Origin of the sequence: Acinetobacter sp. ANC 4558 (assembly GCF_002135375.1) — a bacterium.
Classification (GTDB): Bacteria; Pseudomonadota; Gammaproteobacteria; order Pseudomonadales; family Moraxellaceae; genus Acinetobacter.
On the sequence record NZ_NEGH01000006.1, the window covers coordinates 73,540 to 94,222 of the forward strand.

21 protein-coding genes are annotated in these 20,683 nt (G+C 35.2%); 15 read left to right on the top strand and 6 right to left on the bottom strand.

What is annotated here, in order from left to right; translation table 11 throughout:
- Positions 1–79: 79 nt before the first annotated feature.
- The 3 genes from B9T31_RS08815 to B9T31_RS08825 form a co-directional block, all read right to left on the bottom strand.
- Positions 80–487 carry a DUF2000 domain-containing protein gene (locus B9T31_RS08815; RefSeq protein WP_086181590.1) on the bottom strand — a complete coding sequence of 136 codons (408 nt, stop codon included), beginning with the start codon at positions 485–487 and terminating at the stop codon, positions 80–82.
- A gap of 86 nt (positions 488–573) precedes the next feature.
- The gene (locus B9T31_RS08820; RefSeq protein ID WP_086181591.1) at positions 574–1,185 is read right to left on the bottom strand and encodes a LysE family translocator; all 612 of its coding nucleotides are present in this window, start codon (positions 1,183–1,185) and stop codon (positions 574–576) included.
- 43 nt (positions 1,186–1,228) lie between these two features.
- Positions 1,229–2,065: a helix-turn-helix domain-containing protein gene (locus tag B9T31_RS08825; protein ID WP_086181592.1), complete on the bottom strand. Its 837-nt coding sequence runs from the start codon at positions 2,063–2,065 to the stop codon at positions 1,229–1,231.
- Positions 2,066–2,337: 272 nt separating this feature from the next.
- Between B9T31_RS08825 and B9T31_RS08830 the strand changes: the two genes are divergently transcribed.
- The 4 genes from B9T31_RS08830 (at position 2,338) to B9T31_RS08845 (ending at position 6,569) form a co-directional block, all read left to right on the top strand.
- Positions 2,338–3,168, top strand: coding sequence for an aldo/keto reductase (locus tag B9T31_RS08830; protein ID WP_086181593.1), 831 nt, complete (start codon positions 2,338–2,340; stop codon positions 3,166–3,168).
- Positions 3,169–3,460: 292 nt separating this feature from the next.
- Complete coding sequence (locus B9T31_RS08835) at positions 3,461–3,940, top strand: PaaI family thioesterase (protein ID WP_086181594.1); 480 nt, start codon at positions 3,461–3,463, stop codon at positions 3,938–3,940.
- 397 nt (positions 3,941–4,337) lie between these two features.
- Positions 4,338–5,585, top strand: coding sequence for a 3-(3-hydroxy-phenyl)propionate transporter MhpT (mhpT, locus tag B9T31_RS08840; protein WP_086181595.1), 1,248 nt, complete (start codon positions 4,338–4,340; stop codon positions 5,583–5,585).
- A gap of 96 nt (positions 5,586–5,681) precedes the next feature.
- Positions 5,682–6,569, top strand: coding sequence for a LysR substrate-binding domain-containing protein (locus tag B9T31_RS08845; RefSeq protein WP_086181596.1), 888 nt, complete (start codon positions 5,682–5,684; stop codon positions 6,567–6,569).
- Positions 6,570–6,592: 23 nt separating this feature from the next.
- Here the strand turns inward: B9T31_RS08845 and B9T31_RS08850 are convergent, their stop codons facing one another.
- From B9T31_RS08850 to hcaR, 3 genes are all read right to left on the bottom strand, one after another.
- Positions 6,593–7,846 carry an OprD family outer membrane porin gene (locus B9T31_RS08850; protein WP_086181597.1) on the bottom strand — a complete coding sequence of 418 codons (1,254 nt, stop codon included), beginning with the start codon at positions 7,844–7,846 and terminating at the stop codon, positions 6,593–6,595.
- A gap of 182 nt (positions 7,847–8,028) precedes the next feature.
- On the bottom strand, positions 8,029–8,889 hold the full coding sequence (locus tag B9T31_RS08855) for an alpha/beta fold hydrolase (RefSeq protein ID WP_086181598.1): 861 nt from the start codon (positions 8,887–8,889) through the stop codon (positions 8,029–8,031).
- Positions 8,890–9,207: 318 nt separating this feature from the next.
- Positions 9,208–10,095, bottom strand: a complete 888-nt coding sequence (gene hcaR / locus B9T31_RS08860) for a DNA-binding transcriptional regulator HcaR (protein WP_086181599.1) — start codon at positions 10,093–10,095, stop codon at positions 9,208–9,210.
- 298 nt (positions 10,096–10,393) lie between these two features.
- On the opposite strand from hcaR, the gene hcaE reads away from it, so the two are divergent.
- The 11 genes from hcaE to B9T31_RS08915 all read left to right on the top strand — a co-directional run bounded on the left by hcaE (position 10,394) and on the right by B9T31_RS08915 (position 20,667).
- Positions 10,394–11,761 carry a 3-phenylpropionate/cinnamic acid dioxygenase subunit alpha gene (gene hcaE / locus B9T31_RS08865; RefSeq protein ID WP_086181600.1) on the top strand — a complete coding sequence of 456 codons (1,368 nt, stop codon included), beginning with the start codon at positions 10,394–10,396 and terminating at the stop codon, positions 11,759–11,761.
- A complete protein-coding gene (gene hcaF, locus B9T31_RS08870) occupies positions 11,758–12,315 on the top strand; it encodes a 3-phenylpropionate/cinnamic acid dioxygenase subunit beta (protein WP_086181601.1) in 558 nt (185 codons plus the stop codon). The genes hcaE and hcaF overlap by 4 nt, the downstream gene beginning before the upstream one ends.
- Positions 12,315–12,632, top strand: coding sequence for a 3-phenylpropionate/cinnamic acid dioxygenase ferredoxin subunit (gene hcaC, locus B9T31_RS08875; RefSeq protein ID WP_086181602.1), 318 nt, complete (start codon positions 12,315–12,317; stop codon positions 12,630–12,632). The genes hcaF and hcaC overlap by 1 nt, the downstream gene beginning before the upstream one ends.
- Positions 12,633–12,643: 11 nt before the next feature.
- Positions 12,644–13,459, top strand: a complete 816-nt coding sequence (gene hcaB / locus B9T31_RS08880) for a 3-phenylpropionate-dihydrodiol/cinnamic acid-dihydrodiol dehydrogenase (RefSeq protein WP_086181603.1) — start codon at positions 12,644–12,646, stop codon at positions 13,457–13,459.
- Between the two features lie 36 nt (positions 13,460–13,495).
- A complete protein-coding gene (locus tag B9T31_RS08885) occupies positions 13,496–14,470 on the top strand; it encodes a 3-carboxyethylcatechol 2,3-dioxygenase (protein WP_086181604.1) in 975 nt (324 codons plus the stop codon).
- The gene (gene hcaD, locus B9T31_RS08890; protein ID WP_086181605.1) at positions 14,467–15,660 is read left to right on the top strand and encodes a 3-phenylpropionate/cinnamic acid dioxygenase ferredoxin--NAD(+) reductase subunit; all 1,194 of its coding nucleotides are present in this window, start codon (positions 14,467–14,469) and stop codon (positions 15,658–15,660) included. The genes B9T31_RS08885 and hcaD overlap by 4 nt, the downstream gene beginning before the upstream one ends.
- Positions 15,661–15,705: 45 nt before the next feature.
- The gene (locus B9T31_RS08895) at positions 15,706–16,500 is read left to right on the top strand and encodes a 2-keto-4-pentenoate hydratase (protein ID WP_086181606.1); all 795 of its coding nucleotides are present in this window, start codon (positions 15,706–15,708) and stop codon (positions 16,498–16,500) included.
- A gap of 9 nt (positions 16,501–16,509) precedes the next feature.
- Complete coding sequence (locus tag B9T31_RS08900) at positions 16,510–17,454, top strand: acetaldehyde dehydrogenase (acetylating) (protein WP_322853500.1); 945 nt, start codon at positions 16,510–16,512, stop codon at positions 17,452–17,454.
- Positions 17,455–17,465: 11 nt separating this feature from the next.
- On the top strand, positions 17,466–18,491 hold the full coding sequence (dmpG, locus tag B9T31_RS08905) for a 4-hydroxy-2-oxovalerate aldolase (protein WP_086181608.1): 1,026 nt from the start codon (positions 17,466–17,468) through the stop codon (positions 18,489–18,491).
- Between the two features lie 506 nt (positions 18,492–18,997).
- On the top strand, positions 18,998–20,140 hold the full coding sequence (locus B9T31_RS08910; protein WP_086181609.1) for an amidase: 1,143 nt from the start codon (positions 18,998–19,000) through the stop codon (positions 20,138–20,140).
- Positions 20,137–20,667, top strand: a complete 531-nt coding sequence (locus B9T31_RS08915) for a nuclear transport factor 2 family protein (RefSeq protein WP_171264723.1) — start codon at positions 20,137–20,139, stop codon at positions 20,665–20,667. Before B9T31_RS08910 ends, B9T31_RS08915 begins: the two co-directional genes overlap by 4 nt.
- Positions 20,668–20,683: the final 16 nt, after the last annotated feature.

Consider the following 20,683-nt stretch of genomic DNA (forward strand, 5'->3'; position numbering starts at 1 on the left):
ATTCTATTGCACAATTCAAATAATTATTTAAGTTTTTATATTCGATATATCAATATGACAGAATAAAACTACACGTTTATTAAGGATGAAGCTTTAGATTTTTAATGGCTTTATCTACAGACTTTTTGTGACCAACCAGTGCTAAACCAACTAAATTAAGCTTATTTGCATCTTCTGCAAAAAATACTTGACGGTTGTCTACGTCATTTTTTGTTGTAAACATTGCTTCTACATATGGAATGATGGTGAGTTCGAGCTCCAAAGCTTTTCGATGTGATTTTTGAAGCTCCATTAAATTTGCTGTAAATATTAACATTGGCAATCCCAGTATTTTGCCATAATGCTGATGGTTTGAATCAATATAAGTTTCACCTATTGCTTCAGGCGTTTCAGAAGCAATACCAGTTGCTAAAAATGCGACAACATTCAGTTTTTGCCACATTGCAAGATCATGACGAACAATTAACGCAATTTTAGTGTCTGACATAAATTTACTTTCCATGGATTAAAATGGCATCATCATGCATTCATTGGTGTTGATTCTAGAAGATTTGTGAATTTGAACTTTATCGCTTAATTCATTTGCATTGCGAATATTGGATACCATACACAGATGAATAGGCTCATGGCTAATATCCGATTGAATATGATGATTTGCTGATTTGAGTTTAATAATTGTTTTGTGACAATACCTAACCAAGCCCAAGCAAATAAACAAGGAATGGAAATAAGCATGAATATTCCAGAAAGCATAAATAAAAAGTGAAGATAATTGGGGGTATTTGATAAATATATCGTAATGACAGACATTGCCATAATCCAAGATTTTGGATTGATGAGCTGTAATAAAAAACCATGAAGAAAACCAATTTTTTGTGATTTTTTTTCTAGATTGACTTGAATATTCGGCTGATATTTATATATTTTCCATGCTAAAGATGAAAGCCATACTCCACCAATAATACTTAAAAATAGCTTTAAAGTCGGGTGATGATTGATGCTTTGACCTAAACCAACACCAAGTAGTAAGACGAGTAACGCTGCTCCAATGCTTGCTCCTAAAATAATAGAAAAAGATTTATTTAATCCATATTGATGACTTGTACTTAAAATAAGAAAATTTGTCGGCCCAGGAGTGATGGATGCAACAAATGCAAAAATACAAAATGCCCAAATACTTTCCATAACATTTCTCAAAAAATAGACAACGCTATTTTTAAAAAAATGGCTAATCTAAATATAGAATATTTGTGCAGGATTTTTGGTATTGATATAAAGTCATACCATAGCAACGTCTAAACCAACGGCCCAAATGACTTTGATCTGAAAAGCATAAATTTGTTGCAATTGTAGCCAATGAAAAACCTTGTTTAATGAGTTCTTTTGCTTTATCTAAGCGTAATCGAATGAGATATTGATGTGGTGCTGAATTAAAAGATTGTTTAAAAACACGATTAATATAAAAGCGGTCTATGCCTACCATTTGGGCTAATTCATCTAAACTAATTTCCTTAAATATATTCTCATGTAAAATATCACGTATTTCTAAAGCAATATCGGGTAAGGATTGAATGGCATTTTCACGAAATTTAATAGATTGAGTATCAACTAATTTTTCTAATAAAAAATCAAGTTTAGTATCAATTAAAAGTTGTGGCTCTTTATGCTGAATTGCATGAAAAGTTGTGAGTACGAGGTTCGCAATTTGATGATCAGATTTTAGTGTCGACTCAATAGATAGTTCATATGTTTTAGACTTTTTCTCAAATAAACCATCATAGCGATGTTTAATCCACTGAGGATCAATATGTAACATTTTATACGTAAAACCAAAAGGTTCTGGTGCATATCCATCGTGAACTTCGCCAGGTTCAAGCATAAAAACTTGACCTTGATGGCTTTGGATGAGTTTTTTTCGACAATGAAATTGTTGAATACCTGATTCAGTGACACCCATTAAATAGCTTGAGTGAAAATGAGGATCGTAAGCATGACCTTTGAAATGAGCGTGAATGAGCTCTATTCCAGTTTTTTTATCTTGCTCAACATTGACCCAATTACTCATTGAAACCTAACATGAACACTAAATGAATTTATATGATTTTATTTTACATAAAAAGATCATACGTAACGAAAGTTTATTTATATTTAATGTGTTTTATATAATTATTGTTTCATTACGCTTCATCATACTGATAAAAAGGAATGAACTCCATCTATAGAAATAATGCTAAATTAATCAAAATTTATTACTTGATTGATGATTATATTCTTTGCAATATCATGAAGAGAAAGAATAAATATCTTGATGACGATAAAATGATTTAGGAGTTGCAGATGAGTAAACAATTCAAAGAGCAAGTTACATTAAATGATGGTTATCATATTCCAAAGCTTGGTTTAGGCGTTTGGCAAGCAACAAATGAACAAGCAAGTGTTTCTGTAAGAGAAGCGTTACTTCATGGTTACCGCTTAATTGATACAGCATCTATTTATGGTAATGAAGAAGGTGTCGGTTTAGGGATTAAAGACAGTGGTTTAGATCGCAAAAAGATTTTTATTACCACAAAAGTTTGGAATGATGCTCAAGGTGAAAAGGCAACAACTTTAGCATTGGAGCAAAGTTTGGAGCGATTAAATTTAAATTATATTGATTTATATTTAATTCATTGGCCTGCTGCACAAAAGGACAAATATGTTGAAACGTGGAATACATTAATTCAATTAAAGGCACAAGGATTGATTCGTTCTATTGGCGTTGCAAATTTTCATGAAGAACATCTAAAAAAACTCATACATGAAACCAATGTTGTGCCCACAATTAATCAAATAGAAGTCCATCCATATTTGCAACAGCATGAATTACGCAAAGTAAATCAAGCATTAAATATACAAACACAGTCTTGGAGTCCATTGGCACAAAATAAAGCAATTAACGATGGTGTTATTGAAGAAATTGCAAAGAAACATCATAAAACTCCAGCACAAATTATCATTCGTTGGCATTTACAAAATGATCTCATCTTAATTCCAAAGACGACGAACACCTTAAGAATTAAAGAAAACTTTGATGTCTTTAATTTTGAATTAGATCAAAATGATTTGGTGAAAATTACATCGTTAGATAGAGGGGAGCGTTTGGGTCCAGATCCAGACAGCTTTGAATAATCGTTGCGACTTACAAAGCTATATATCGAGTTAAATATAGCTTTGTAATAAATTATTTTTAGAAGAATAATTTAAATAATCAGGTTATATCTGTTTTATTACTGGTTGATCAAACTTGAGTATATTGGCTAAATAAAAAAGATTAAGTCGGTTTTACTATTAAAATAATAATGAACTAAAGTCTATATAAAATAAACCTTGTTTTGATTTATGATTTTCTTTTCTAAATGTTGAATAAGTCGTTCAACTGATTCAGTTAGCTTAGTCTATTCATATAAAAACAAGGGGTAATATGCAAAAACAATACTTATCAATTTTAGAGTATCTTCAACGTCAATTAAAGGGTACATTAAGTGAATATGAATATACACATATGAATTATCCGACACCTGTTTCTCAATTATTAGGATTTAAATTAGTCGAAATTGAGCGAGGAATGGCGGTGCTTGAATTTCATGCTAACGCTGAAATTCATGGAAATCAACAAGGGACGGTTCATGGCGGAATGCTTTGTGAGCTTGCAGATGCAACCATTGGAACAGCACATTCTACCGTAATGAATGAGGGTGAAAGTTTTACCAGTATAGATCTGAAAATGACATTCTTGCGTCCTGTTTGGAAATCAATCTTAACAGCATCTGCATATCCAACTCATTCGGGTAGAACGATCAGTCATTATTGTTGCGAAATAAAAAATGAAGAGGGAAAGGTTGTTGCGGTTGCGCACAGTGCTGTTATGACATTACGTGGAGATCAAGCGAAAGGACGTTGATCAAATAAGTGGCGTTGGTGTTTGGATCACGTAGAGCCAAATATGTAATATGTTTTGCGCTAAAAATATGTGATGAGTGTAATAGCGTAAAGTTCATTGGTAAAACAGCCAATTAAGTTATCAGTTGATTGTCACATTTCTATCTTACATTCATACATTTTTTAGATACTAATAATGTAATTATGATAATTAGGTGACAGTCAAAATTTGAATTAATATTTTTTATAGATCAAAAACAGCATAAAAAAGAATAAATACAATTTTTAACATATTGATTTTCTGATTTCTTTGTTAAATTATATAAATTTTAAAAGTCAATTAAACTTTAGTCTATGATTAATTATCAGGCAAGATAGTGAAAATTAGGAATGATTTTAGACAACGGAAAGTCTCGCGCATGGAAAGAAAATCCAATGGTACACAAGCTACATCAGTGATAACAATTTTTTTATGTTTTGTTATTGCGGTGATTGAAGGCTTAGATTTACAGGCTGCTGGCATAGCAGCATCAGGAATTAAAGAATATTTTTCATTATCTCCGGAACAACTCGGTATATTTTTTAGTGCGGGTATTTTAGGTTTATTACCTGGAACGCTTTTTGGTGGACGGTATGCTGATAAAGTAGGGCGTAAAATTGTATTAATTTGGTCAGTTGCTATTTTTGCTGTTTTTACCCTTATGACCGTTTGGGTTGAGTCATTTACACAACTATTAATTGTTAGGTTTTTGGCAGGAATGGGTTTAGGTGCAGCTTTACCAAACTTAATTACTTTGGCATCTGAAGCAACAACATCTGAAAATAGAGGAAAATCAGTTGGATTGATGTACTGCGGATTACCCGTTGGTGCAATTTTATTGTCATTCTGGGCGGCATATGATCCAACAGGAAACTGGAAATCGATTTTTTATATTGGTGGAATTCTTCCACTGCTTGTCATTCCATTTATGATTAAGTTTTTACCTGAATCTAAGGAATATTTAGCAACTAAATCTCAAACTGATCAAGAAGGGCAACAAAGCAGTTTTAAAGATTTATTTAATAAACAATATGCAGGACGTACATTATTGTTATGGGTAAGTTATTTCTTTACCTTGATGGTGGTTTACATCATGTTGAGCTGGTTACCATCTTTATTTATGGAACTTGGCTTTAGCAGAAAAGATGGCAGCATGGCGCAAGTATGTTTCATGATCGGTGCTTTCTTCGGAACAATTATATTGGGCATGTTGATTGATCGTTGGAATAAAGTTGCTGTTATTATTCTCATGTACATTGGTATTTTAGCGGGTTTGGTATGCTTAAATTCTGCAACCACATTAACTTCGATTTATTTAGCAGCGGCATTAACAGGAACATTTACAATTGGTGGTCAAGGTGTACTTTATACCTACGGTAGCTATATATATCCTGCACATTTAAGAGGTACAGGAGTTGGTGCTGCTTCTGCAATGGGACGTGTAGGTGCGATGTTGGGACCAACAATTGCAGGGTTTATTTTAGCTGCAGGTGCAGGCGCTTCTGGTGTATTTACCGCAGCAATTCCAGGAATCGTTTTATCTGCGATTATTATGGTTATTCTTTCAAAGAAATTGGCAAAAAGTGAAAAAGAAACCAATGCGCGTTCAGAAGCTGCACATACGTAATTAAATATAATTTCTCAATTTAAGGTTATTCACATATTATGTAAATAATATGTGCTAACCTTTTTTTACTTGAGGTAATTTAAAAGGATTTAATTTATGATGAGTTTTAGACATTTAAAATATTTTATAGTGATTAGTGAAGAAAAAAGCTTTGTTTCAGCAGCAAAAAAACTAAATACTGTTCAGTCTTCTTTAAGCCAGCAGATGAAAGATTTAGAGGATTATATTGGTGTTAATTTATATGAAAGAGGTCGTAGGGTTATTACTTTGACTGCAGCTGGTGAGGTGTTTTTAGAACAAGCTAAGAAAACATTAGATGAAGCTGAAAAAACATATCAAGTTGCTAAAAATTTAAATACAAGTAATAAAGCAACATTGAAAGTAGGTGTCTTAGTTGGCGCAGAGGTGAAACTGCCTAAAGAAATACTGGAAAGTTTAAGTGAAGAAGCATTATTTGGTAATATTGAAATCATAAGTGGCACATGTCCAGAATTGATTGAAAAGTTAAATAAAGGCTTGGTTGATTTAGCTTTTACGCGCGCTGATATTAATAATGCTGATATTAATAGTATAAAATATATTGAAGAAGAGTTATTGTTATTACATCCTAAAAACCATTTTTTAAGTCGATATCCTTATATTCCGATTAAAGAGCTAAATGGTGTTGATTTTATTATTCCATCTGAAGTGAATGCACCTCAGTTAAATAAAAAAATAAATGAATTTTTTAAAAAAAATAATATTAATATAAATATGGTTTTGGAAACAGAAAATGCATTTTCAACGATGAGCTATGTGAATATGGGGCTAGGGTGTGCTATTTTACCAGATTACATTTCTACAATATTAACTGAAAGTGTAGTAGCAAAAAAGTTTTTTAACTTAACACCAAGTATTTCATTATATATTAATTATCGAAAATTTCATCAAACTGAGTTTTTAGATAAACTGGTGAGTTATTTTAAAAATGAAAGATCTATATAGATCTTTCATTCATTTTTATTGATTTAGAATTTCCAAGTATAATCAATATTAATGCGAGTTTCTTTTGCAGGTTTAAAGCTCGCACTTTGATGGAAGTTATTATCAGATATCATATGGCGTGCGCGTAAACTCAAACCTTTTAACTGACCTGTTTGTAGGATGTATTGAATATCAAAGTCTAAAGAATCTTCTTTGAGATTATTACCACCTAAATGAGGTAAATTGATATCAATACCTTTGGTATATCGGGTCATAAAGCGTAAACCAGGTAAATAATCTTTGAAGTCATAATCATATCGAAGACCATAGACTTTTTCTTTGGGGTTGAGAAAGTCGACACTCCAGCCATCAATAAACAGCAACACTTCTCCGCCTGTGAGGTAGGGATGCGCAGTATCACCAATATTCTGCATGGTGCTAAATGTGAGTGTATGATTTTTATAACCAACACCTAAATTACCTGTTAATAAGGTGTTATCAATTCGTCCAGATGTCGATTTACCATCATCTTTACTGTGCCAAAAACGTAGGTCTGTCAATAGTTTAGTGTCTTCTGCTACTTTGTAATTATTTTTAAATGTGAATGCAGATTGATGGTAAATATCACGAATAATACCGTGATATAACCCGACTTGAGTTGCTGGAGAGTAGCTATATTTTGTTCCTATATAAGATAGGCTATCGGTTTTAGAAACTTTAAAACGACCATTTGCACCCACAATGGCCATATCTTCGTAGTTGGTCGAATCTCGGTGATTGACTTGATCAATATAACCCGCGATAAAGTCAAATTTTTCAATATCTTTGGAGTCAAATAGCACACCACGGTAAGTTTGGGGGAGGAGGCGTGTTGGTGAACTAAATACAATTGGGTTCCACGGTTGTACAGTACCGAATTTTAATTCAGATTTCTGATATTTTATTTTTCCAGTTGCCCCAATTTCACTGGCAGTTTTAGTGCGTTGGCGTGTAATTGGATCGGTTGGTAATAAACCAGTGCTTAAATATTTATCACTACCATGTAGTTTAATGGAAGACATTGCAATAATATCAAGACCGAAACCTACAGGACCTTCTGTATAGCCAGAATTTAGATTTAAAATAAAACCTTGTGCCCAATCTTTTGCACCTGGAATGGCTTTAAAATCTGTAAATTCTCGATCTAAATAATAGTTTCTAGCAGTTAAGCTACCATTGGCATCTTTAAAAAAGTCGCTTGCAAATACAGTTGAGTTAATTAAGCATAGAGGTAATAAAACCCCTTTGATGATATTCATAATATTTCCTTTTAAATCAAATTTAGATAAATATTCCTTTTATCTAATATTTTTATTTTATTTATTTTTGATTAATAAGAAAAATTCAAATAATAGTTTTTAAGTTTTATAATTTATATAAGTTTGGGCTATATATTAAAAAATAAATATTGATTTTAATATATAGCCAGTGGTTTTAAACTTTATTTAATCCCATGATGAATTAAATAATTTTTAATAACTTGGTTGAATTCTTTATGTTTTTCAACTTGCGACCAATGACCACATTGATTAAAGATATGGGCATCTGAGTTGGGTACAGTGTTTAAAATGTCCCAAGAGCGGCTTACAGGAATAACCACATCTTGAACGCCATGTATGAGTAAAACTGGCATTTCAATATTTTTCATTTTTTCAAAATCGAGTGGAAATTCGAAACGATCACGATCACGCGCACCAACGACTTCTAAGATGCGGTCAGAGGCACAATCATTTTCAGCGGCTTCTAAACGAACTTTAACTAATTCATCTGTAACCAATGATTTATCAACAACGAACATTTCTAGTGTTTTACGAATACCTTCAAGAGATAAAACAGGATTTGAATGTTGTTTTAAGGCAGCAGTTTGTTTGGCACCACCTGTTCCCATAGATACAATACCTAATAGGCGCTCAGGGTAGTCTAATGCCATTTGGAATGCTAACCAACCACCTAATGAATTACCGACAATCCATGCTTTTTCAATGCCAGCTTTGTCTAAGAAGCGAATGGCGTGATCTACCCATTCACGAATTCCGTATGGAGTACCATCTGCAACGACAGTTTGTCCATATCCAATAGAATCAATCGCATAGCAATGACCAACTTCGGATAGTTCTTGTAAGTTTAACCACCAGTTTGCTGCTGCTGATACACCTGTACCAGAGCCATGTAAGAATAAAATTGGTGTACCAGAGCCAACTTCATGGTAATGCGTAAGTTCGCCTTCAGCCGTTTCTAACCATTTATCTTCTAATCCAAAAAATGCGTCAGTTTTATAATTTGGAATTTCTACAGTTGACATATCAAGTTCCTTGAGTCATTGAAGAGAGTGGAGATGGTTCATCTTTAAATCAGATCAAAAGATGTATAACGATTTCTAAAATATTTGTAGAGGTTTTAGGTACGAGACAAGCTTTTAGAAGCTTTATTTCAATGATGATTTGAACTTTTTTATCCATAGAAAAGTTATCAATCATCTACAGCAAAACTCTGTACCAGAATGATTATGGTGGAGAATTATTAATTGTTAGACCAATATTATTTTTATACCTTACTATCTATCATTTCTATTATTTGATAGTAATTGTTTGATTTATATTGTTATTTTTAGATTTATGCGTTAGGGGAGTTTTTTAAATAAGGTATCCAAAAATTGTTTTATATTTCGTTGATTATTTTTTCTATGATAACAAACAAACAAGTCAATTAATGGTAAATCTATTTCTAAACGTCGTGTTGTAATACGATCATTTGTTTTTAAAATAGGCTCAATATAGTTAGGTAAAATAGCGCACCCCAATCCCATGCTAACCGAGTTAATATTAAAAAGTATATTTTCTGCATGTTGTATGATGTTGAAATTTAAATTATTTTTTTTGGAAAAGTTCATTACCGTCAGATGTAAAGCAGGGGAACGCTCGATAGATGGAATGATCATGTTGATATTTTTAAGTGCTTGTAACGGAATTTGATGGTACTGCGCTAAAGGGTGATCTTTCGGTAAAATAAAAATCATTTTTTCCCGTAAAATAAGTTGGCTTGTTAAATTTTCATCTTCTTTATTTTCTCGAATAAAGCCAATATCGATCTCTTCGTCTTTGAGCGCTTCAATTTGCTTAATGTCGTTCATACTGCGTAATGCTAATTTTAATTCAGGGTGTTCAAAGCGAAAACTTGGTAAAATATGTGGAAATACTTTAATTTCAACTACGGGAACATAACCAATTTTAAGAATATTTTTTTGTGCTTTTGCAGCTTCTCTGGTTAAGTGAATCGCTTGATCAGCTTGAGCCACGGTTGTGCGTGCATAATCTAAAAATATTCTCCCTTCTTCGGTTAATTCTACTTTTCTTTTGGTACGATTAAAGAGTTTTAAGTTTAAACGATCTTCTAGATCTTTGATTTGTTGGCTCAATGACGGTTGTGCAGTAAATAGTTTTTGCGCAGCTTTACTAAAATTAAGTTCTTCTGAAACAGTAATAAAATAACGTAAATGACGAAGTTCCATCAGACAATCCTTGTACAAAAGAGCAAAAGTAGGACGTATAATTGCAGTAAAATTATAATTAAATTATAGGAAATTAATTTATTTTACGACCATATCAGTGTATAGACATCAGATATTGTTATGCAAGTTTTTAATTTATTTTGTTATATATCAATGGATAATTATTTTTTTAATGGATTAATTGGCAAAATATATAGATGAACATATAAAAAATATTTCACTTAAGTCATCACAAAACTCACTATGGCGCTATGTATTCCAGCTTCGATTTTTGAAGTTATGGCTAAGGAGAGATATGATGAATAAGAAAATTGATTTTCTTGAAATTGATAGATTGGTCGATGTTAAAAATGGGCGAATTGTACCATCTATCTATACAGACCCTGAAATATATGAATTAGAGTTAGAACGTATATTTGGGAGAACTTGGTTATTCCTTTGTCATGAAAGCCAAATTCCAAAATCGGGTGATTTTTTTAATACTTACATGGGTGAAGACCCAATTATTGTGACTCGTCAAAAAGATGGCTCAATTAAAGCATTGTTGAATCAATGTCGTCATCGTTCAATGCGTGTCAGCTATGCAGACTGCGGCAATACACGTGCTTTTACTTGTCCATATCATGGGTGGTCATATGGTATTGATGGTGCAATTAAAGATATTCCTCTAGAAGATTTAGCTTATCCACATGGCGCTTGTAAAGAGAAATGGGGTTTAGTTCAAGTTAATCGTGTTGAATCTTATAAAGGTTTGGTTTTTGGATGCTGGGATGATGAAACGCCAGATTTAATTGACTACATGGGTGATATTGCTTGGTATTTAGATGGTGTCTTGGATCGTCGAGAAGGTGGTTCAGAAATCGTTGGTGGTGTGCAAAAGTGGGTTATTGACTGTAACTGGAAGTTTGCAGCAGAACAATTTGCATCAGACCAATACCATACACTGGTTTCACATGCTTCAGCAGTACAAGTTTTAGGTGGAAAGCCTGGTGATAATGATACCAATCAACTGGGTCAAGCACAGACCGCTCGCCCAATTTGGGAAACGGCAAAAGATAATATTCAATTTGGTCAAAATGGACACGGTTCTGGGTTCTTCTTTACAGAAAAGCCAGACGCTAACTTTTGGGTTGATGGCGAAGTTGCAAATTACTTCCGTGAAACTTTCGAAGAAGCAAAAAGCCGTTTAGGTGATGTCCGTGCTTTACGTCTTGCTGGACATAACAATATGTTCCCAACCATGTCATGGTTGAATGGTACGGCAACATTACGCGTATGGCATCCGCGTGGACCAAATAAAACAGAAGTTTGGGCATTTTGTATTACCGATAAAGCAGCATCAGATGAAGTGAAAGAAGCTTTTGAACGTTCTGCAACACGTGCTTTTGGTCCAGCAGGTTTTGCTGAAGCAGATGATGGCGAAAACTGGATTGAAATTCAAAAAGTTTTACGTGGTTATAAAGCAAGACAAAACAAGCTTATTGTAGAAATGGGAATTGGCAATGAGCGACGTCGAGATGATGGAATTCCAGGCATCACAAATCATATTTTTTCAGAAACTGCAGCTCGAAGTATGTACAAATATTGGGCAGACTTGTTAATTCATGAAAAATGGGAAGATGTAATTAAAGCATCAGAAGCATACGAGAAGGAGCTTGTAAAATGAATCAATTAGTTGATCAGCCATCTGTGCAAAAGCCGTGGAATAAAATTAGCTTAGAGCTTTATCATGATATTAGCCAATTCATGTATGCAGAAGCACAATTATTAGATGATTGGGATTTTCGTGCTTGGTTGGATATTTTGGCAGAGGATATGTTGTATCGTTTAAAAACGACCACCAATGCTCAAACGCGTGACCGTAGAAAAAGCATTTCTCCACCATCGACTTGGATTTATAACGACTCAAAACATGTACTTGAACGTCGAGTTGCAAAGTTAGAAACGGGAATGTCTTGGTCAGAAGAACCTCCTTCACGGACGCGTCATTTAATTACCAATATTCGTGTTGAGCTAACTGAAAATTCAAATGAATATTTGGTTCATACAAACTACTTATTGTACCGCTCTCAAAAAGAAACAGACATTATGATTTACGCAGGTAAACGTATTGATGTTTTACGTAAGACGGATCAGGGAATGGGGTGGTTAATTGCTAAGCGTGACATCACCTTAGACCAAGCCACAGTGACTTCACATAACATTACAGTGTTCCTCTAATGAATAAGATTTTTGTTTGTCAAATTGAAGACTTAGATGAAGGTGAAGCACTTAAGGTTGATTGTAATGTTGATGGAATCAATGCAATTGCCGTCTTCAACTTTAATGGAGAGTTTTTTGCCATGAATGACAAATGCAGTCATGGCAATGCCTCAATGTCTGAAGGGTATTTGGAAGATGATGGAACAGTGGAATGTCCATTGCATGCTTCTCGATTTTGCTTAAAAACAGGTGTCCCACAGTGTGTACCTGCAACAGATGCAATTCGTACATTTCCAGTCAGTATTGAAAATGGTTCGTTGTACGTAGAACTATAAAAGGAGTGGTTATGGGTTGGTTAAAGGATGAAGTTGCGCTCATTACAGGTGGTGGTTCTGGTTTAGGACTTGCGCTGGTTGAACGTTTCATTGAGGAAGGAGCGCATGTTGCAGTATTACAGCGCTCTGCTGCTAAAGCTGCAGCATTAAAAGAAAAATTTGGTGACAAAGTGGTTGTCATTGAGGGCGATGTTGCTAAATATGCAGACAATGTTCGTGCTGTGGAAGCCACTGTAGCACGTTTTGGAAAGTTGGATTGTTTTGTCGGTAATGCTGGAATTTGGGATCACTACGCAGACATAGTCAATATGTCTGGAGAGCAGTTAGATCAAGCATTTGATGAAATTATGGGTATTAATACCAAAGCATTTATTTTGGGTGCAAAAGCAGCTTTAGATGAGTTGATTAAATCGGAAGGTTCTATCATTTTCACTTTGTCTAACTCGGCATTGTATTCAGCAGGTGGTGGACCCGTATATACCGCATCTAAACATGCAGGTGTTGGCATTATGAAGGAGCTGGCATATGAACTTGCTCCAAAAATTCGGGTAAATGCAGTAGCGCCATCGGGTATGAATGTCAATATTAAAGGTGCTGCATCTTTAGGACAGGAAAACTTAGGTCTGTTAGATGCACGTGATCCTGAAAAGATAGCAAGAGGCATGCCACTTGATTTTCTACCAGAGCCAGAAGATATGACAGGTGCTTATGTCTTACTTGCATCTCGTCAAAATAATCGACCATTAAGTGGTGTATTAATTAACGCTGATTGTGGTTTAGGAATTCGTGGTTTAAGACAACCCAGAGCAGAATTGTTAAACAATTAAAAGAAGGTTGGAAAGCTTTTAATAGAAGGATTGATTATGGCTGTAAAATTGATATGTGCTTCACATAGCCCATTGATGGAATTCGCATCTCCTCAAGATCAAACACAAGAGAAAAACGTTCGTGATACGTTTAAACGACTAGCAGAAGAAGTTAAACACTATAATCCAACTTTAATTATTGCATATGGCCCAGATCATTTTAATGGTTTCTTTTATGATTTGATGCCAAGTTTTTGTGTTGGAATACGTGCTTCTGCTGCAGGTGATTGGAACTATGGTCCAGGTGAGTTGAATGTACCTGAAGAACGTAGTAAAGATTTAATTCGCCAAGTTTTAGATGAAGGTGTTGATCTTGCGTATTCATACAGAATGCAGGCAGATCATGGGGTGACTCAACCATTACATTTTTTATGTGACGGACAACTTGATCGTTATGCAACGATTCCAGTATTTATCAATGCAGCGGCTGTTCCTCTCCCAACAGTAAAAAGAACAGTCAAACTGGGTCAAGCGATTGCAGCGTATTTAAAAACTTTAGATCTGGAAAATGAACGCGTTCTTATTCTTGGTACAGGCGGGTTATCGCATGATCCACCGACGCCACAAATTGGTTCAGTGCCACCAGAAGTTGAAGAGTTTTTAATTGCAGGACGAAATCCAACAGTAGAAGCTAGAAATATTCGCCAGTCCAAAGTGATTGCTGTGGGAGAAAAACTTGCAGCAGGTGATAAGTCTGTTGCTGTGCCACTGAATTCTGAATGGGATTTAAAAGTTTTAGAATTGTTTAAAAACGCAGATTTTGATGCTTTGATTGCCATGACAGAAGATGATATTCGACAGCAAGGTGGTCGAGGTGGGCAAGAAATTCGGTGTTGGATCGCGGCTTTAGCAACAATGCATGCATTAGGTGAATATGAAATGCAGGTACATTGTTATGAAGCAATTGATGAATGGATTGCTGGATTTAGCATTATTTCTGCTGAATTTAAAGCGAAGGAGCTCAATCTATGACTATAAATACCATTGTCATTATTGGTGCAGGGCAGGCAGGTGCAAGTGCAATTTTAGAACTTCGCCAACATCAGTATGAAGGACAAATTATTCTGATTGGCGATGAAGCACATTTGCCTTATGAGCGACCTCCATTATCTAAAGATGTCATTTTAAATCCAGATTCAACAAAAGTAGAAATACTGTCTGAACAGAAGTTACAGGATTTAAATGTTGAAGTCATTTTAAATAATCCTGTGCAAAAAATTCATCGTCTGGAACATTGTGTTGAGTTAAGTCAGGGTGAAAAAATTCACTATGACAAATTATTAATTGCGACAGGTGCGGCACCAAGACGTTTACCCGTATTAGATGCTTTAGGTCAACATGTATATACCTTACGTAATTTAGAAGATTCACATGCATTAATTTCGGTATTGCAGCCAGAACGTCGCTTAATTTTAGTGGGGGGCGGTGTTATTGGTTTAGAACTCGCTTCATCTGCAACAGCGAAACAGGCTCACGTGACGGTGCTTGAGGTTGGTCCTTCTTTGATGGGGCGTTCTTCACCACGGTTTTTAAGTGAATTTTTATTAGCACAACATCGCCAAGCAGGCATAGATATTCGTTTTGAAGCACAAATTTCTGCTGTAAAGCTTGAAAGTGATCAGGTGGTGTTAACTCTCCAGTCTGGTGAAGTACTACAAGCAGATGCCATCATTTATGGAATTGGCGTTATACCGAATGCACAGCTTGCTTTAGATGCTGACTTGGCAGTTGATGGTGCTATTCAAGTCAATGAAAATTGTCAAACATCTGATGCTGATATTTATGCGGCAGGAGATGTTGCGACTCAGTTACGTGAAGATGGTCAATATCGTCGTGTCGAAACGTGGGAAAATGCCAACCTTCAAGCTGGAATTTTTGCACGACATGTTATGAATGTTGAACATCCTAAAGCTAATCCAGCATGGTTTTGGACAGATCAATTAGGTTTAAATATTCAATTTGCTGGAGATATGACAGTCAGCGATTGGCGTATTAGTAATATTGAAGACGCAAAAACATCGGCTCCCTCATTTATTGCGTATGGATTAAAAGATGGGATTGTCATGGCTGGCGTTACAGTCAATGCCGCTAGAAAAATGCGTGCAATTAAAAAGCTGATTAGTAGCCAAGCAGTATTTGAAAGTATTGCAGATACAGCTTAAGACGTATTTTTCTAGATTTTAGTATTTACTGAAATGGAACAGATGATGAGTATTGAAAATTTAATCGCATCAATTGCGAAATCCTTGACAGATGCAGAACGCAATGCCGTTGCAATTTCACCTATTCGTAGCACACTTGAAGGCAATCATGCCAATGTTGATGTGGCATATGCCATACAAGAAATCAACACATTACAGGCTTTGGCACAAGGGCGTCGTTTAGTTGGTCGTAAAATTGGTTTAACCTCAAAAGTTGTACAAACACAATTGGGAGTAGATCAACCAGATTTTGGTATGTTATTTGCCGATATGGCCTATGGTGATGGTGCAACAATTCCTTTTGAGCGTTTTATCCAGCCGAAAGTTGAAGCAGAAATTGCTTTGGTTCTACAGCATGATTTAAATAAAGAACAACATAATTATGCAGACATTATTTCTGCAACAGCTTATGCCTTACCAGCAATTGAAATTGTAGATAGTCGGATTGAAAATTGGAAAATTAGTTTGCTTGATACTGTGGCAGATAATGCATCATCTGCGGCATTTGTATTGGGTTCACAGCCTGTCAAACTTGAAAATTTAGACTTAGTCAATTGCACTATGCGGATGTTACGTGATGAGAAAGTTGTTTCTCAAGGGCAGGGCAAGGCATGTTTAGCAAATCCACTGAATGCAGCAGTATGGCTTGCTGATGAAATGGTTCGCAGAGGTCGCCCACTTTTGGCAGGTGATATTGTACTCACAGGTGCTTTAGGACCAATGGTCGTCGTGCAATCAGGTGATGAATTTACTGTAGAAATTGATGGATTTACCGCAGTTACTGCAACTTTTGGAAAATAGGAAGTACGCATTATGGAAAAAATTAAAACAGCAATTATAGGATCAGGAAATATTGGTACTGATCTCATGATTAAAATTATGCGTAATTCAAAGCATTTAGAAATGGGTGCTATGGTGGGGGTTGATCCAAATTCAGATGGGCTTGCTCGCGCCGCTCGATTTGGTTTTGAAACAACGGCTGAAAGTATAGAAGGCTTAGTTAAACTTCCAAGTTTTAAAGACATCAAAATTGTTTTTGATGCAACTTCTGCAGGTGCACACGCACATCATAATCAAGTTTTACAGCAGTACGGTATTCAAGTTATTGATTTAACACCAGCAGCAATTGGTCCTTATGTAATTCCTGTAGTTAATCTAGACCAGCATTTAGATGCAACCAATATTAATATGGTGACATGTGGCGGACAAGCAACCATTCCAATGGTACATGCAGTCTCTAAAGTTGCACATGTATATTATGCTGAAATTATTGCTTCTATTGCGAGTAAATCAGCAGGTCCAGGTACTCGTGCCAATATTGATGAGTTTACTGAAACCACTTCAAGAGCAATTGTTGAAGTGGGTGGGGCGCAAAAAGGAAAAGCAATTATTGTTTTAAACCCCGCTGAACCACCATTAATTATGCGTGATACGGTGTATTGTTTTGCTGAACTTGATGCAGACCAAGAAAAGATCCGTGAATCGATTAAAGAGATGGCAGATGCTGTGAATGCTTACGTACCAGGCTATCGCTTAAAGCAAGAAGTACAATTTGAACGTTTTGATGCAGATCGTCCATTGAATATTCCAGGTCTAGGTCAACTTGCAGGGCTTAAAGTTTCTATATTTTTAGAGGTTGAAGGTGCTGCACATTATTTACCTGCCTATGCAGGCAACCTTGACATTATGACCAGTGCTGCTTTGGCTGCTGCTGAACGATTTGCTGAAGCTCATTTGATACGTAAAACTGCATAAGGACATTAACAATGATCAATAAAGACAGAAAAATTTATGTTTCGGATGTCACTTTACGTGATGGGATGCATGCGGTACGACATCAATATTCATTAAATGAGGTTCGACAAATTGCACGTGCTTTAGATGAAGCTGGTGTAGACAGTATTGAAGTTGCGCATGGCGATGGACTACAAGGGTCAAGTTTTAACTATGGCTTTGGTGCACATACAGATTTAGAGTGGATTGAAGCAGTTGCAAGTGAAGTAAAACAAGCCAAAGTTGCGACTTTATTACTTCCTGGAATTGGAACAGTTCATGATTTAAAAGCAGCATATGATGCTGGTGCTAGAGTTGTACGTGTTGCAACACATTGCACCGAAGCGGATGTTTCACGTCAACATATCGAATATGCTCGTGAATTAGGCATGGACACGGTTGGCTTTCTCATGATGAGTCACATGAATACACCTCAAGGTTTAGCCGAACAAGGTCGCCTCATGGAAAGCTATGGTGCACAGTGTATTTATGTCGTTGACTCTGGTGGTGCAATGAATATGTATGATATTGCAGAGCGTTTTAAAGCAATGAAAGATATTCTCAAACCAGAAACAGAAACTGGGATGCATGCACATCATAATTTAAGTTTAGGTGTTGCCAACAGTTTAGTTGCACTTGAGCATGGTTGTAATCGTATTGATGCTAGTTTGACTGGGATGGGTGCTGGTGCAGGAAATGCGCCACTCGAAGTATTCATTGCAGCGGCAGAACGGATGGGATTAAAGCACGGCTGCGATGTTAAACGCCTGATTGATGCTGCTGAAGATATCGTTCGCCCATTACAAGAACGTCCAGTACGTGTTGACCGTGAGACTTTAGCACTTGGTTATGCTGGGGTTTATTCAAGCTTCCTTCGCCATACAGAAGTTGCAGCTGAAAAATATGGTTTATCAGCGTTTGATATTTTAGTTGAATTGGGTAAACGCCGTATGGTGGGTGGTCAAGAAGATATGATTGTTGATGTTGCTTTGACCATGCTAGAGGCTCAAAAAGCTTAAAATTTATATTTTAACTTTTCGTTCAAAACAGCAAATAATTCCTGTTGTTTTGAACGATCATTAAAAATTAAATCGAAATTATATAGATTTAAAGCAATCTTACCGATGTTATTTGTCAATGTATGTTGAGCATTTTTAGTTCTCGAATCATCTTAATCATTCAATTTTCTTCACTAATGATTTGTTATTATCATAAAAACTATAAAATATTTCATACTATTTAATCTTCTGATTTATCTACTAAAATTTGATATTCATAAATGGATTTTTAAGTGTTTCTTATTGTTGTTTTTTATCAATGATTAAAGTATTAAAAATAAAAACTGTAATTTGGTTAATTTATCACTTAAAAACATCTACAAACCTTGAGCTAAATTTGAAGTATTTATAGTGCTATGCATTGTATAAGTTGTGGTTATTTGTTTGATTAATTTGATCGGTATACAGTGGCTCTGAAGATATAACCAACATCAATATGGATGATGAAAGGTCTATAAGGAGTCGTCATGGTTAGCATTGTAGAACATCTAAATTTAGGGAATGGTCAATTAAAAGTCTTAGTGAAGGATAGCATTGATATTCAAGGAACGGTTTGCAAAGCAGGAAGTCAAGCTTTAGAAAATAATGTTGAAGCAGAGCAGCATGCAGACATTATTGAGCAGATTCTAAAAAATGATTGTTCTATTATTGGTAAAACAAATTTACACGAACTTGCATTTGGTATTACAGGCATTAACCATTTTACTGGGACACCAATAAACCCGAAATATCCAGCATTCATATGTGGTGGTTCATCAAGTGGTTCTGCAGTTGCAGTTGCTGAAAATTTGTGTGATTTTTCTATAGGAACAGATACGGGTGGTTCTATTCGTATGCCATCGGCATGTTGTGGAATTTATGGATTAAAACCAACTTTTGGACGTATAAGTCGACAAGGTGTTTTACCAGCATTTTCAACATTAGATTGTGTTGGTCCAATGGCAAATACACCTTCTATGTTGATTCAAGCCATGAAAATCATTGATCCGACATTTAATGTAGAAGATAAGCTGGATATTTCAACGTTAAAATTTGTATTTTTAGACGTGCCTGCACAGACTGAAATATGGCAAACAATACAAGATTTTTTTCATGATGTAGGTATTAAAAATATAGAAAAAACGACATCATCTTATATGCAAAATGCATTTGATGCAGGCATGCAAGTTATTAATTATGAAACATCTAAAGCATTTGCTCATTTACTCGAAAGTAACAAGCTTGGTCAAGATATTCAAGCACGTTTAAAAATTGCAACTTTGACAACTTTGGCAGATGTGGACATTGCAAATAAGATTCGTGAACAATTTACAGAAGAAATAAATCAAATTTTATCTAATTTTGATGTCTTGGCTTTACCTACTTTGCCATCAATTCCGCCTAAAGTACTGGAGGTGGAAAATAGTAAAGCTGTATTGAACTTAACTGCTTTAATTCGTCCATTTAATTTATCAGGGCATCCCGCGTTAAATATTCCACTTGAGACGAGCCATGGTTTACCAGTTGGTTTACAGCTCATTGCAAAGCATGGACAAGATGAAAAACTGTGTTTTCTTGCTAAGGCATTGTTAGATAGATTGAATTCTAATCAGAATAGAACAGTTGAATGATGAATTTAGATGTTATTTTTCAACGCTTAAACAAGCTTGAAGCGGAATCAGCGATTCGTAATTGCATTAACCGTTATATGGAAATTTGCGATGCGTTAAATGCAGATACTAACTTAGATGAGTTAATGGCACTGTTTGATCCCGACAGTATCTGGGAAGGAATTGGTGAAAAGTACGCCAAATCTTTTGGTTGTTATACATCATGGCAAGCCATTTACGATATGTTCAAAACCTACACTCAAAAAGAATCTCATTTTGTTATGAATGCTCATTTTGTGAATTCAGAGCAAATTTATGTAAATGGTGAAGAGGCACAAGCCTCTTGGTTGATGTTGCAAAGTTCTACCTTTAGAGATGGAAATAGCCATTTAAATGCAGCCAAGTTAAGTGTGACCTTTAAACAGCAACAGGACGGTTGCTGGAAAATAAAGCATTTTCAAACCGAAAATATCTTTAGTCGTCCTATATCTCACTGGAATAGTACAGCGATATTGCCAGTACCATCTCAGTCATACACCCAAGGATAAATTGAAAAGGATAATT